General features: G+C 74.4%; 7 protein-coding genes and 1 pseudogene. 2 read left to right on the top strand and 6 right to left on the bottom strand.

The genetic code is table 11. The features are described 5' to 3' along the window. From ABZ885_RS24720 to ABZ885_RS24700, 5 genes are all read right to left on the bottom strand, one after another. A partial coding sequence (locus tag ABZ885_RS24720) for an SDR family NAD(P)-dependent oxidoreductase (protein ID WP_360192523.1) occupies positions 1–4250 on the bottom strand: 4250 nt, incomplete at its 3' end. Positions 4251–4271: 21 nt separating this feature from the next. Continuing rightward, positions 4272–6797 carry a SpoIIE family protein phosphatase gene (locus ABZ885_RS24715; protein WP_360192520.1) on the bottom strand — a complete coding sequence of 842 codons (2526 nt, stop codon included), beginning with the start codon at positions 6795–6797 and terminating at the stop codon, positions 4272–4274. Positions 6798–6926: 129 nt separating this feature from the next. Next, positions 6927–7877 (bottom strand): DMT family transporter, encoded by a 951-nt coding sequence (locus ABZ885_RS24710; protein WP_360192517.1) that lies wholly within the window; start codon positions 7875–7877, stop codon positions 6927–6929. A 19-nt stretch (positions 7878–7896) separates the two neighbouring features. Further along, entirely contained in the window at positions 7897–8721 is an 825-nt protein-coding gene (locus ABZ885_RS24705) for an AraC family transcriptional regulator (RefSeq protein ID WP_360192514.1), read from the bottom strand. A gap of 47 nt (positions 8722–8768) precedes the next feature. After that, entirely contained in the window at positions 8769–9722 is a 954-nt protein-coding gene (locus ABZ885_RS24700) for a helix-turn-helix transcriptional regulator (RefSeq protein ID WP_360192511.1), read from the bottom strand. Positions 9723–9891: 169 nt separating this feature from the next. Between ABZ885_RS24700 and ABZ885_RS24695 the strand changes: the two genes are divergently transcribed. Then, the gene (locus ABZ885_RS24695; RefSeq protein WP_360192509.1) at positions 9892–11295 is read left to right on the top strand and encodes an amidohydrolase family protein; all 1404 of its coding nucleotides are present in this window, start codon (positions 9892–9894) and stop codon (positions 11293–11295) included. Between the two features lie 65 nt (positions 11296–11360). Here the strand turns inward: ABZ885_RS24695 and ABZ885_RS24690 are convergent, their stop codons facing one another. Continuing rightward, the gene (locus tag ABZ885_RS24690) at positions 11361–13244 is read right to left on the bottom strand and encodes an amino acid transporter (RefSeq protein ID WP_360192506.1); all 1884 of its coding nucleotides are present in this window, start codon (positions 13242–13244) and stop codon (positions 11361–11363) included. Positions 13245–13675: 431 nt separating this feature from the next. Here ABZ885_RS24690 and ABZ885_RS24685 point away from each other — a divergent pair. After that, positions 13676–13856, top strand: a pseudogene (locus tag ABZ885_RS24685) (hypothetical protein); the annotation flags it as partial.

The following is a 13856-nucleotide window of genomic DNA, read 5'->3' as shown; positions in this document are numbered from 1 at the left end:
TTGCCGACACCGCCAACCGTGCCGGACACCACCTCGGGAACCTCACGCCCCTCGGCCAAAGCCTTCAGCCCGGAGGCCAGTTCGTCACCGTCGGACCCGAGCACCACCGCGCGCTGCTCCAGCGCCGCCCGCGATGTCGCCAGCGACCAGCCCACGTCGGCGATGTCCACGTCCGCCGGGACGGACTCCGCCAGCCGCCCGGCCTGCCCCGCAAGACCCGCCGCCGAACGCCCCGACACCACCCACGGCACGACCGGCAGCACCCGGCCGTCGGCGGGGAGGACAGGGGTGTCCCGGTCCGGTGCCTGCTCGATGATGACGTGTGCGTTGGTGCCGGAGAAGCCGAAGGAGGAGACGCCCGCACGCCGCGGGCGCCCGGCGTCCGGCCAGGGCTGCGCCTCGGTGACCAGCCGGATGGCGCCCGCGTCCCAGTCCACGTGCGAGGACGGCGCGTCCACGTGCAGCGTCGCCGGCACGATCCCGTGCCGCATCGCGGTCACCATCTTCACGACCCCGGCCACACCGGCGGCGGCCTGGGCGTGGCCGATGTTGGACTTCACCGAGCCGAGCAGCAGCGGCCGGTCCTCCGGACGGTCCTGCCCGTACGTCGCGAGCAGCGCCTGCGCCTCGATCGGGTCACCCAGCCGGGTCCCCGTGCCGTGGCCCTCGACCACGTCCACGTCGCCCGCGGACAGCCCGGCACTGGCCAGCGCCGCCCGGATCACCCGTTGCTGCGACGGCCCGTTGGGTGCGGTGAGGCCGTTGGACGCACCGTCCTGGTTCACCGCCGAGCCGCGCACCACCGCGAGCACCTCGTGCCCGTTGCGCAGCGCGTCGGACATCCGCTCCAGCACCAGGACGCCGACGCCCTCGCCCCAGCCGGTGCCGTCGGCGGCCTCGGCGTACGCCTTGCAGCGGCCGTCCGGGGCCAGGCCGCGCTGCCGCGAGAAGTCGATGAAGGTGCCGGGCGTCGACATCACCGTCACACCGCCCGCCAGCGCCAGCGAGCTCTCGCCCGAGCGCAGCGACTGGCAGGCCAGGTGGAGCGCCACCAGCGACGAGGAACACGCCGTGTCCACCGTCACCGCCGGCCCCTCCAGCCCCAGCGCATACGCCACCCGCCCCGACGCGACCGATCCCGTCCCGCCGGTGCCGAGGTACCCCTCGACCTCCTCCGGCACGAAGTGCGACGGCAGGTAGTCGTGGTAGAAGAGCCCCGCGAACACACCCGTCGCGCTGCCCCGCAGCGTGTTCGGGTCGATTCCGGCGTCCTCCAGGGCATGCCACGAGGTCTCCAGCAGCAGGCGCTGCTGCGGGTCCATCGCGACCGCCTCGCGCGGGCTGATCCCGAAGAACTCCGCGTCGAAGTCCGCGGCGTCGTACAGGAATCCGCCCTCCCGCGAGACGCTCTTGCCGAGCGCCTCCGGGTCCGGGTCGTAGACGTCCGTCGCCCAGCCGCGGTCGGCCGGGAACTCGCCGATGGCGTCCGAACCCGAGGCGAGCAGCTCCCAGAACTCGCCGGCGGACGACACCCCGCCCGGGAAGCGGCACGCCATCCCGACGATCACCAGGGGATCGTCGTCCACCGGTGCCCGGCCGGGCACCGGGAGCGCGGAGCCCGCGGAGGCTGCCTCGACCTCGCCGACCAGCTCGGCCAGCACGAAGCCGGCCAGCGCCGCCGGCGTCGGGTAGTCGAAGACCGCGGTGGCCGGCAGCCGCAGGCCCGTCGCGTCGCCGAGCCGGTTGCGCAGCTCGACGGCGGTGAGCGAGTCGAACCCGACGTCCCGGAAGGACCGTTCGGCGTCGAGGCTGCCCGGTCCGGGCATGCCCAGCACCAGGGCGGCCTGCGTCAGGACCAACTCCCGCACGGTGTCCCGCTGTTCGTCCGGGCTCAGCACGGCCAGCCGGGCGGCCAGCACGTTCTGGTCACCGGCGGCGGGCCGGCCGACCGTCCGCCGGGTGCGCGAGCCCGGCTTCGTCGCACGGACCAGGCCCGACAGGAGCACCGGGACGTCGCCGGAGCGCTGCAGCGCGGGCAGGTCCAACTCGGCCGCCACCAGCAACGCTTCGGGCCGGCCGACGGCCGCGTCCAGGACGGCGAGGCCGCGCTCGTCGGACAGCGGACGCAGGCCCTGGCGGGCCATCCGCCGGCGGTCGGCGTCCGTGAGCTCGCCGGCCATGCCGTGCTCCCACGGGCCCCACGCCAGGGACGTCCCGGGCAGGCCGAGGTAGCGCCGGTGGACGGCCAGGGCGTCCAGGAAGGTGTTGCCCGCAGCGTAGTTGGCCTGACCCGCGTTGCCGACCACACCCGCGACCGACGAGAACAGCACGAAGGTGTCCAGCCCCCGGCCGCGGGTCAGCTCGTGCAGGTGCCACGCCGCGTCGGCCTTCGGGCGCAGGACCGCGTCCAGCCGCTCCGGCGTCATCGAGGCGACGACCCCGTCGTCCAGGACACCGGCCACGTGGACGACGCCCGTCAGCGGCACGCCGTCCAGGACCCCGGCCAGCTCCTCACGGTCGGCGACGTCGCAGGCCGCGACGCCGACCTCGACACCCAGCTCCTTCAGGTCGGCGACGAGTTCCGGCATTCCGGCGGCGTCGATGCCACGCCGCGACACCAGGAGCAGGCGCTCGGCCCGGCCGGTCGCGGCGAGATGCCGGGCGACCAGACCGCCCAGCGCGCCCGAGGCGCCGGTCACCAGCACCGTGCCGGCCCGGGTTCCGGTCCCGGCCGGAGCCGGCGTGGACGGCACGCGCACCAGCCGCGGCACCCGCAGCCGGCCCGCCCGCACCGCGAACTGCGGCTCACCGGACGCCACGCCGGCCCGCAGCCACTCCGCGATGTCGGCGGACAGGTCCTGCAGGTCCGCGAGCAGCACCCGGCCGGGGTGCTCCGCCTGGACCGCGCGGACGAGACCCCAGACCGGAGCGGCCGCGATCTCCACCAGCCCCTCCGGGCCCGCGTCCACCGCGCGCTCGGTCATGACCACCAGCCGTGCTCCGGACAGCGCGTCCGCGGCCAGCCACTCCTGCACCAGGCCCAGCGCGCCCAGCGCGGTGGCGCGGGCCGCGTCCGGGACGTCGTCGCCGCCCGGCGCGGGAACGACCCGGGCCACCACGACCTCGGGGACGCTGCCACCCGCGTCGACGGCCGCCAGCAGCGCGGCCAGGTCGGCGTAGGACGCGGCACCGGGCAGCTCCGCGCCGAGGACGGCCCAGCGGCCGTGCGGCTCCTCCGCACCCGCGACCGCGACGGGAACCCACTCCACGCCGAACATCGACTCGCCCGGGGAACCCGCGCCACCCGCCAGGTCCTCGGCCGATGCGGCCCTCAGCACCAACGACCCCACGGACGCCACCACGTCGCCCGAGGTGTCGGCCAGCGTCACCGACACGCCCTCGCCCGAGGCCGCCGGCGCCACGCGCACCCGCGCCGCCGACGCACCCGACGCATGCAGCTCCACGTCGTTCCACGCGAACGGCAGCGTCAGGCCGTCACCGTCGGCCCGCAGGCCCGCCACGTGCAGCGCGCTGTCCAGCAGGGCCGGGTGCAGGCCGAATCCGGCGGCGTTCACGCCGTCCGGCAGCGCCACCTCGGCGAACAGCTCCTCGCCGCGTCGCCAGGCCGTGCGCAGACCCTGGAACACCGGGCCGTAGACGAGACCGCTGGTGGCCAGCGCCGGGTAGAACCCGTCCAGGTCCACGGCCTCGGCACCGGGCGGGGGCCACTCGGCCAGCGCACGGCCGGCCGGGGAATCGGCCGGGGCCAGCGAGCCCGTGGCGTGACGGATCCACTCCTCCGCGAACGTCGCGTCCTCGGCCTGGGCGTAGACGGCCACCGCGCGCCGTCCGGACGCGTCCGCCTCGTCCACCGTGACCTGCACCCGGACCCCGCCCTGGGGCGGCAGCACCAGCGGAGCCTCGATCAGCAGCTCCTCGACCCGGCCGCAGCCGGCCTCATCGGCTGCCCGCACCACCATCTCGACCAGCGCGGCTCCGGGCACGACCACGTGGCCGGCCACCACGTGGTCGGCCAGCCACGGCTGCCGCGACAACGACAGCCGCCCGGTCAGGACGAGGCCGCCGCTGGCCGGCAGCGTCACCGCCGCACCCAGCAGCGGGTGCCGCGCCGGGGACTGGCCCAGCCCGGCCGCGTCCACCACGACGGAGCCGACCGGAAGCCAGTAGCGCTGCCGTTGGAAGGCGTAGGTGCCTGCCGCAGGGACGCGGCGGGCCCCGGGCGGCACCACGGGGGTCAGGGGCTCAGGGGGTCAGTGGAGCCTGGCGTCCTCGACGCCGGCGAGCTCCTGCTCCGCCCAGATCGCCTTCCCGGCCGGCACGTACCTGGTCCCCCAGCGCTTGCTGAGCTGGGCGACCAGGAAGAGGCCGCGGCCGCCCTCGTCGGTCGTCCGCGCGTGGCGCAGCCGCGGCGAGGTGTTGCTGCCGTCGACGACTTCGCAGATCAGCACGGAGTGCCGGATCAGCCGCAGGTGCACCGGCGGCGTCCCGTAACGGATGGCGTTGGTCACCAGCTCGCTGACGATCAGTTCGGTGGCGAAGGCCAGGTGCCCGAGGCCCCAGTCCTCCAGCCGGCGGGCCACGCCGGCCCGCGCCCCGGCGACGGCGGCCGGGTCCGAGTCGATGTCGAACACCGCGACGCGGGACGGGTCGAGGGCGCGGACGGAGGCCACCAGGAGCGCGACGTCGTCCCGCGGGGCCTTGGTCGTGAAGGCGCCCACGATCGCCTCGCAGGCCTCCTCCGGAGTCCTGACACCACCGGAGAGCACCTCCTGCAGCCGGGGCAGGCCGTCCGGGAGGTTCCCCCCGACGCCCTCGGCGGCCCCGTCGCTGTACAGCGCCAGCAGCGCGCCCTCGGGCAGCTCGACCTCGGCGGTCTCGAACGGCAGCAGCCCGAGCCCGAGCGGCGGACCGGCCGGAAGGTCCACGAACGCCGCCGTGCCGTCCGGGCCGACCAGGGCGGGGGGCGGGTGCCCGGCGCGGGCCATGGTGCACCGCCGGGTGATCGGGTCGAGGACGGCGACCAGGCAGGTGGATCCCAGCAGCGCCGTGTCGGCCAGGTAGTCGTCGTGGGTCTCCTCGTCGACGAAGCGGATCACCAGGTCGTCGAGGTGGGCCAGCAACTCGTCCGGCGGCAGGTCCATGTCGGCGAGGGCCCGTACCGCGGTGCGCAGCCGGCCCATGGTGGCGGCGGCGGTGACGCCGTGGCCGACCACGTCGCCGATGACGAGGGCCAGTCTCGCCCCGGAGAGCGGGATCACGTCGAACCAGTCCCCGCCGACGCCGCTGCCGGCGGCCGCGGGGAAGTACCTGGTGGCGATCTCCAGGTCGGCACTGGTCGGGGTGTGCCGCGGCAGCAGGCTCCGCTGGAGGGTGAGGGCCTCGGCGTGTTCGCGGGTGAAGCGGCGGGCGTTGTCGATGCTCAGCGCGCCGCGGGCCACCACCTCGCCGGCGAGGGCGAGGTCCTCCCGTTCGAAGGGGTCGGAACGCCGGGAGCGGACGAAGCCGACCACCCCCAGGGTGGTGTGACGGGCGCGGACCGGCACGCTCATGTAGGAGTGCAGGTCGAACTCGTCGACGACCGCGGCGCGTGCCGGGTCGACCAGCAGCCACGGGCTGGTCTCCCGGTCCATGATGCGTTCGAGGTGCGGGCGGCCGTCGGCGAGGAAGCGGCCGACCGGCGAGCCGGAGGCGTACACCGTCTCGTCGCCGATCGCGACCACGGCCTCCGGCACGCCGGGGCGCACCGACTGGTGTCCCGCGCGGCGCAGGATGAGCGCGCTCCGGGCCGAGGGCGGCGGAGGTTCCTCGCCCTGGAAGACCTGCTCGAAGAGGTCGACGGTCACGAAGTCGGCGAGCCGCGGGACGGCGAAGTCGGCGAGCTCCTGGGCGGTGCGGAACACGTCGAGCGTGGTGCCGATGTGCTCGCCGGCGTCGCTGAGCAGGGCCAGGCGCTGGCGGGCCCGCCAGCGGTCGGTGGCGTCCACGACCATGTAGCAGATGCCCTGGACCCGCTCCGCGGCGTCCTGGATCCGGAAGATCGAGGCGGCCGCGGCGTGGTCCTGGTGCGGCTTGCTCTGCACCCGCCCGGTGAACTCGCGGTCGAGGACGGGCCGGCCGGTCTCCAGGACCTGTCGCATGGCCTCCTCGACCGGGCCGTAGTGCATCAGGGGCTGGATCTCGTGGAAGGTGCGCCCCAGGCGCTCTTCGAGGCCGACCCCGCCGAGCCGCTCCAGCTCCGCGTTGGCCCAGACGTACCGGAGCTCCGTGTCGAGGACGGCGATGCCGACGGGTGAGCGGGCGAGGACCTGCTCCAGCATGGCGCGGTCGACCTGCCACCAGGGGACGTCGTCGACGGTGTAGGCGAGGACGACGGCACCCCCCGTGGTGCGGTCCCCGATCGGCCACACCTTCACCGCGAGGGCCACCGACCGCCCGTCGCGGTGCCGGGCCGACACCGTACCGGTCCAGGGCTGCGGTGCGGGTGGCGGGGCCGGCGGCGGTGCGGGCGGCGGGACCGGCGGCGCGTCCGGGCCGCTGAACGGCAGCGGGTCCGGGGCGGCGAACAGGGACGACACCGGCCGGCCGACGACCTCGTCCACGGGGTAGCCGAGCAGGGCCTCCGCGGCCGCCGACCAGCCGACGATCACACCACGTGCGTCCACGACGACGGCTGCGGCCCGTTCGAGCTCCGGTGGCATCGCCCCCGGGACGGCGGTGGCGGCGGGTTGGGGGGAGCCGCTGGGGTCCGCAGGGGTTCCGGGCGTTCCGTGGTTCATCTGCTCGTCTCCGATGTGCCCATCCTCGCACCGATGCCCGCCCGCCGCCGCACGGCGGGAGGCGGGTGACGGCGGGCGGGAGACGGGTGACGGGCGGGGCCCCGGCCGAGCCCGAAGTCCGGCCCGCCGTCACCGCGCGGGCGTACGGTCCGCGCTGTCCGTTCGGTCCGAACCATCCGCCACGGGGGCGTCCTGCGGCGCCGCCGGCCGGCCGGAGCGGGTGGCGGTGGCCAGCACCGACCCGGCCAGGATCAGGGCGAAGGCCGTCAGCACGCCGGCCGTCAGCGGCTCGCCCAGGAAGACGACGCCCGCGGCCACCGCCACCGCGGGGTTGAGGTAGGTGATCACGACCGACCGGCTCGGGCCGACCTCGCGGATCAGCTCCAGGAAGGCGATGAAGGCGAGCGCCGTACAGACCACGCCGAGGCCCGCCAGCGAGGCCCAGACCTGGGCCGACGGAGCGGTCGCGGGCCAGGTCAGCGCCGCGGCCGGGGCGTACACCACGGCGGCGAGCAGCAGGCACGGCGTGATCAGCTGGAGCGTCGGCACGTCCTGGAGGCGCCGGGCGACGATCAGCGGCGCGGTGGCGTAGCCGATGGCGGTGATCAGCACCTCGGTCAGCGACCAGGCGTCCCCGCCCGACAGGTGCGGCAGGGTGAGGACCGCCACCCCGGCCAGGCCCAGGCCGAGGCCCGCCAGCCGGCGCGGCCCGAGCTGTTCGGCCTCCCCGAGGAAGCGCCCGGCGGCCCGCGTCACCACCAGGGCGATGATCGGCACGACGGCTATCAGCAGGCCCGTGGTGGAGCTGGACAGCCGCCGCTCGGCGTCCGTCAGGGTCAGCCACGGCAGCAGGATCTCCAGCACGGCGAAGGCCAGCATCGGCTTCCAGTGCCGGCGCAGGACCTCGCCGAACCCGCCCTGCCGCAGCGCGAACGGCAGCAGCAGCGCCGCCCCGATCACACAGCGCACGAAGACGACGCCCGACGCGGACACGCCCTCCACCGCCACCTTGATCATCAGGTACGGGACGCCCCAGATGACGCCCATCAGGGCGAACAGAAACCAGCCACGTGCAGTCATCCCGGCAGTATCGCCCGGATCAGCGCAGGCCGTCTTGAACGCTGTTGCGGTACGCGGCCGGGGTGACCCCGAGCACCCGGCGGAACCAGCGGGTCAGGTGTGCCTGGTCCGCGAAGCCGACCAGCCCGGCGACCTCGGCCGGCCGCAGCCCGTGCTCCAGCAGGACGCGGGCCCGGGCCACCCGGTGCTGGGCGAGCCAGGCGTACGGCGGCAGGCCCATCGTGTCGCGGAAGGCGCGGAGCAGCTGGTAGCGGGACAGGCCGAAGTCGGCGGCGAGCTCGGTGAGGGCGGGCGGTGCGAGGAGTTCGTCGGCGAGCCGGTCGCGGACGGCACGGGCGATCCGGTCGGAGCCGGACCCCGGGTCGCGGTCCGGCCGGGCCGAGCCGTGCCGGGTGGCGAGGGCACCGAGCAGCCAGGACAGCCGGGACTCGGCCTCCAGCGCGTCGGCGGGCTGCGCGCTCAGCTCGGTGTGGGCGGTGCGCAGGGCGGCGGCGAGGGCGGGGTCGTCCACGACGGGCTGCGCGAAGTGCGACGGCTCCCCGGCGGCCCCGGCGAGCAGGGACTGCGGGGCGTACAGGGCGCGGTAGGCGTAGCCGTCGGTGGTGCCGGGGCCGCCGGTGTGCACCTCGCCCGGTTCGAGGATCACGATCTCGCCGGGGCCGACGTGCAGCCGCCCGCCCCGGTAGTCGATGACCTCCAGGCCGCCCACGCAGACGCCGATGGTGTACTCGGCGTGGCTGTGCGGCGCGTACACGTGCCGGTCGAAGCGGGCGGTCAGCAGGTCGAGGGACTGGCCGGCCCCGAGCGGCGCCCGTCTCCAGACGGCCTCTTCCCGGCTCGCCACCGCGCACCTCCGTCCGGTCCGCCGGGTCGGGTGCCCGGCGCTCGCCCTCACGGCAACGTACCGCGCACCGCGTTCCATGCCGGACGGCCGGCGGCCCCTGCGGTGACCGTGCAGGCGTCCGCGGGCTCGGCGGGCTCGGTGACCGTGCCGGCGTCCGCGGCCGGGGCGGCCTCCGCGGCGAGGCCGGCGAGCAGGGCGAGCGCGTCGGCCGACGGCGAGCCGGGTTCCGCCTGGTAGACGACGAGCTGCTGCCCCGGTGCACTCCTGACGGCGAAGGCCTCGTAGTGCAGGTCGAGGTCCCCGACCTGCGGGTGGTGGAAGAGTTTGGCCTCCCCGGTCTTGCCACGGACCTCGTGCCGCGCCCACAGCTCCGCGAAGGCCCGGCTCTTCAGCGACAGTTCGCCGACGAGCTCGATGATCCGCGGGTCGTCCCGGTCCCGGCCGGCCGCCTCCCGCAGCGCGGCGACCGCGGCCCGGGCGGCCCGGCTCCGGTCCCGGTGGAACGCGTCGGCGGCCGGGTCCAGGAACGTCATCCGCACCAGGTTGCGGGGCTGCGCGAACGCGCTGTACAGGGCGGCGGCGAGCGGGTTGAGCGCGAGGACGTCGAGGGCACCGCTCACCACGAGGGCCGGTGTGCCGGACCAGCCGTTCATCAGGCGCAGCAGCTGCGGCCCGACCCGCCCGGTGCCCGCGGGGCGGCGGCGTGCCACCGGGCGGGCGAGCCGGCGGAGGTGGGCGAGGGCCTCGTCGTCCAGCCGGAGGGCGCGGGCGAGCGCGTCGACGATCTGCTGCGAGGGGTTGCGTTCACGCCCCTGTTCCAGGCGGAGGTAGTAGTCGGTGCTGACCCCGGCGAGCAGGGCCACCTCCTCACGGCGCAGGCCGGGGACGCGGCGCAGGCCGTGGCCGGGCAGCCCGGCCTGCTCGGGGCGCAGCAGCGCGCGGCGCGCCTTGAGGAACTCCCCCAGGGTGGTGCGGTGCCGCGCGGCGGTGTCGGTGTGCATGCCCCGACGTTAGGCCGCCCGCGGTGCCTTGCCCAGCGTCCTCCCTGGGTGCGCCGCACCCAGGGAGCGCGGCGGCCTGGTTGCCGTGGCCGGACCGGCGCAGGCTGTCCGGGCGGCGCCGTCGTGGCGCCCGGCCCCACCCTCCAGCCGTGGAACGGATGAACCCCCTTTGAACACTGCCGACTTCGCCCGCCAGGACGTCCTCGACCGGCTGCGCCGCAGCGCGGGAGACCCGCACCGCCGCATCCTGTTCACCGGTGCGACGGTGGTCACCATGGACCCGGCTCTGGGCGTCCTGGACGGGGCGGACCTGCTCGTCGAGGGCGCCACCGTCGCCGCGGTCGGCCGCAACCTGCCGGCCGCCGGCGACGCGATCGTGGTCGACGCCTCCGGCACGATCCTCGCGCCCGGCTTCGTCGACACCCACCGCCACGCGTGGGAGGCCCAGTTGCGGCGGATCATGCCGGACGTCGACGACCTGGCCGGGTACGTGACCGGCACGCTGCTCGGCTTCGCGCCGGCCTACCGCCCCGAGGACATGTACACCGGGACGCGGCTGGCCGCGCTCACCGCGCTCGACGCCGGCATCACCACGATGCTCGACTTCTCGCACAACTCCCGTACCGCCGCGCACTCCGACGCTGCCGTCCGGGCCCTGGCCGACACCGGGATCCGGGGCGTCCACGCCGCGATGGGCCCGCACTTCGGCGCCTGGGACCGGCAGTGGCCGGAGGACCTCGCCCGGCTGAAGGCCGAGTACGGGGGCGACCTGCTGACGTTCCGGCTGGCCGCGCTGGCGACCGACGAGATCGCCGGGCCCGGTCTCGCGTACGGCCCGCGCCTGGCGCGGCTGGCGGCGGAGTACGGCGTGGGCGTGAGCGTCGACGCCGTCCTCGGCGCGGCGTCCTCCCGGGCGGTCCTGGAGTGGGAGGCGCAGGGGCTGCTCGGCCCCCACGTCACCCTGATCCACGCCACCGGTCTGTCCGCCGACGCCTGGCGCGCCATCGGCGACACCGGCACCACGATCTCGCTCGCACCGACGTCCGACGCCCAGATCGGGCTGGACACCGCCGTCCCGGCCGTGGACGAGGCGCTGGCGGCGGGGGTCCGGCCCGGTCTCGGCATCGACGTCGAAGTCGCGCTGGCCAGCGACATGTTCACGCAGATGAGGGCCCTGCACACGATCCAGCGGATGCGTGCCGTCGAGGCCGTCCACGGCAGCGGCCGGGAACCGTCGCGGATCGGCACCCGGGACGTGCTGGACTTCGCCACCCTCCAGGGCGCGCGGACCAACGGCCTGGAGGACGTGACCGGTTCACTGACTCCCGGCAAGCAGGCCGACCTGTTGATGATCACGGCGGAGGAGGTCAACAACATGCCGTTGAACGACGCCGTCGGCACCGTCGTCCTGGGCGCGGACGCCCGGAACATCGAGGCCGTCCTCGTCGCCGGCCGGGTCCGCAAGTGGGCCGGGCGGATCCTGGACGTCGACCTCCGGGCGCTGCGGGAGGAGGTGGCCGCCTCGCGCGACCACCTCCTCGCCGCCGTGCGGGGCACGACGGTCACCGACTGACGGAGCCGCGCCTCCGGGGCGGCGGCGTCATGACCTCCTCCGTTCCCGGGTACGCGCTCCCGCCGCTATCCGACGTGGACGCGCGGGCGGCGGGAGCGGTCGGGCTCGGCCTCGCGCAGCACCTCGCGGGTGACGGGGGCCACCTCGCCCTGGCCGAACAGGAAGAACCGCAGGAACTGGGCGAACGGGTTGCCCTCGGTCCACTCGAAGTAGATGTGCGGCTGCTGTCCGGTGCGGTCGCGGACGCTCAGCAGCAGGGCGGCGAGGGCGTTCGGCACGCTGGAGCTCTCCAGGGAGAGCACCCGGTAGCGGTCGTGCAGCACCTCGCCGCGGACGGTCAGCGCGGCCTCGAACTCCGAGGGGTCGCGCACGGTGACCTCGACGAAGACCAGGTCGTCCTCGGCCGGGATGTCGTTGTCCGCCCGGATCTGCCGCTTCTTCGCCTGGTACTCCGCGAGGTCCCGGCCGCTCGGCTCGTTGGCGATCAGCCGGATCGGGCGGTTGCGGTAGTCGCGGATGAACCGCTCGGCGGCCTCGTCGAAGTCGATGTCGGTGACGCGCAGCTCGAAGGCCCGCTTGAGCCGGGAGAGCAGCGAGACCAGGATGATGCCGGCGATGAAGCAGGCGCCGATCTTCACGCCGTCGGGGCGCTCGGCGATGTTGATCGCCGTGGTGTAGAGGAAGACCGCGGAGATGACGGCGAAGGCGATGGTCCAGTTGCGCTGCCGGGCCTTGCGGGCCGCGATGGTGACGGCGATCGCGGCGGAGCTGATCAGCACCAGCACACCGGTCGCGTACGCGCCGCCCTGGGCGTCCACGCTGGCGTCGAATATCCAGGTCACCAGGAAGGCGATCAGCGTCAGCACGATCACCATCGGCCGCACCGCCCGCGCCCAGTGCGGCGCCATGCCGTACCGGGGCAGGTAGCGGGGCAGCAGGTTGAGCATGCCCGCCATCGCCGAGGCCCCCGCGAACCAGAGGATCGCGATGGTGGAGACGTCGTAGATGCTGCCGAAGGTGTTGCCGAGGTTCTCGTGCGCCAGGTAGGCGAGCGCCCGGCCGTTGGCCTCGCCGCCGGGCTGGAACGCCTCCTTGGGGATCAGCAGGGTGGTGATGAAGCTGGTGGTGATGAGGAACCCGCTCATGATCAGGGCGGAGGTGGTGAGCAGCTTGCGGGCGCCGCGGATCCGGCCGGTCGGCTTCGCCTCGGTGTCGTCCGGGTCGCCCTCGATGTGCGGCATCACGGCGACGCCGGTCTCGAAGCCGGACAGGCCGAGCGCCAGTTTGGGGAAGACGACCAGCGCGACGGCGATCATGGCGAACACGTTGCCGTGCTCGGCGGTCAGCGCGTCCGACCAGTCGGTCACCAGCTGCGGGGCCTGGAAGACGTGCCAGAGCCCGTTCACCACCACGACCACGTTCAGTGCCAGGTAGATCCCGACCAGCGCCACCGCCAGGCCGATCGCCTCGCCGAAGCCCTTGAGGAAGACCGCCCCGAGCAGGGCCACCAGAATCAGCGTAATCAGCACCTGCTTGCCGGACAGGGCGCTGCTCAGGTGCGGGTTCTCCACCAGGTGCGCGGTCGCGTCGGCGGCCGACAGCGTGATGGTGATCATGAAGTCCGTCGCCGCGAACCCCAGCAGGGCCAGCACGAACAGCTTGCCCTGCCAGAAGGAGAGCAGCCGTTCCAGCATGGCGATCGACCCCTCGCCGTGCGGGCTCTCCTTGGCCACCCGCCGGTACACCGGCAGCGCGCCGAACAGGGTGACGATCACCAGGACGATGGTCGCCACCGGTGACAGCAGGCCGGCCGCCAGGGCGGCGATGCCCGGCTGGTAGCCGAGCGTCGAGAAGTAGTCCAGACCGGTCAGGCACATCACCCGCCACCACCGCGCACCCTTGTGCTCGGCCGGCGCCTGCGCATGCGGGCCCGGGTGCTGCTTGGCCATGTCGGACAGGCCCTCCAGCAACCATGCCCGGAATCTGCTTCCCCGCGAGGAAGGCGCCTCACTCGACGAACTCACCTTGTGCCCCTGTTCACGTCCTGCTACCTGCGCCGCCGTGTCGGCAGCAGGGCGAAGGTTATGTGATCAGGTGACCTTCATTCCGCATCCGCCCGCCCGTCTTGACGCGACCTTGACGCGGCCTTGACGCGCTCGACGGTCCAGCGGGGCACCTGACCCCCCGTCATAGCGTTCATCTCTCAATCATTGCAACGGACTGCCGCGGGGCGTTGCGTTAATCAGCAGGGTCGTTGCAATGATTTCCCTGATCTGACCTGCAGTGATGCGGATTTTGCGCAACGAGCATGTTGCCTGGATGTTGAAAGCAACGTAGCTTTTCCAATGTCAGAAACAACGAGCGAGCTCAGGAGAGCACGATGCAGACCTTCGACACCACCGCCCCGATCACCGTCGTTCTGGACGTCCCCGCCGGGCGCCTCCAGTTCATCGCCGCCGACCGCACCGACACCGCCGTCGAGGTCCTGCCCGCCGACCCCGCCAAGGGCCGCGACGTCCGGACCGCCGAGCAGACCACCGTCACCTACACCGACGGCGTCC

This window comes from Kitasatospora sp. NPDC047058 (assembly GCF_040643935.1).
Classification (GTDB): domain Bacteria; phylum Actinomycetota; class Actinomycetes; order Streptomycetales; family Streptomycetaceae; genus Kitasatospora.
This window is presented reverse-complemented; position numbering and strand designations above follow the sequence as displayed.

Bases quoted from the DNA above. Each gene is read 5' to 3' on its own strand.
- ABZ885_RS24715 (WP_360192520.1), bottom strand. From the start codon at position 6,797: ATGAACCACGGAACGCCCGGAACCCCTGCGGACCCCAGCGGCTCCCCC.
- ABZ885_RS24710 (WP_360192517.1), bottom strand. From the start codon at position 7,877: ATGACTGCACGTGGCTGGTTTCTGTTCGCCCTGATGGGCGTCATCTGG.
- ABZ885_RS24700 (WP_360192511.1), bottom strand. From the start codon at position 9,722: ATGCACACCGACACCGCCGCGCGGCACCGCACCACCCTGGGGGAGTTC.
- ABZ885_RS24690 (WP_360192506.1), bottom strand. From the start codon at position 13,244: ATGGCCAAGCAGCACCCGGGCCCGCATGCGCAGGCGCCGGCCGAGCAC.